The organism is Lysinibacillus sp. UGB7 (genome assembly GCF_049058285.1).
Taxonomy (GTDB): domain Bacteria; phylum Bacillota; class Bacilli; order Bacillales_A; family Planococcaceae; genus Lysinibacillus; species Lysinibacillus sphaericus_B.
The window spans coordinates 1-412 of record NZ_JBMGUV010000125.1 but is presented as its reverse complement, the minus strand read 5'-3'; the positions used below and the strand labels follow the sequence as shown (position 1 = coordinate 412).

Genomic DNA, 412 nt, shown 5'->3' with positions numbered 1-412 from the left:
AATGTGTTGATGATATTTAATGGATGTGTACTGGAATCCTTGATCTGAATGAAGGATGCTTTGATACACATTTCTTTTGCTCGTCAACTCATCTAACGTATCTAATACAAGCTGTAAATCATTTCGTTTGCTGATTTTCCAAGCAACGATTTCGTTGTTGTATAAATCTTGCACGGCAGATAAGTAGAGAAATCCATTTTTCGTCGGTAAAAATGTGATATCAGTGACAAATACTTCGTTCGCTGCACGCTCTGAAAACTGACGGTCCACGACATTGTTAAATATACGAGAAACACGATTTTTCCACACACGGCACTTCTTTCGGATGATGGAATGGACGCCTAATTCGCACATTAGTCGATATACTTTTTTATGGTTCACCATGAATCCACGGTCGCGTAAAGCGATTTTT

1 protein-coding gene and 1 pseudogene are annotated in these 412 nt (G+C 38.3%); both read right to left on the bottom strand.

The window, feature by feature from the left end; translation table 11 throughout:
- On the bottom strand, positions 1–309 hold a 309-nt coding region (locus ACOMCU_RS28350; RefSeq protein ID WP_421052323.1), incomplete at its 3' end, for a DDE-type integrase/transposase/recombinase.
- 18 nt (positions 310–327) lie between these two features.
- Positions 328–408: pseudogene (locus tag ACOMCU_RS28345) on the bottom strand (IS3 family transposase); the annotation flags it as partial.
- Between the last annotated feature and the right edge of the window lie 4 nt (positions 409–412).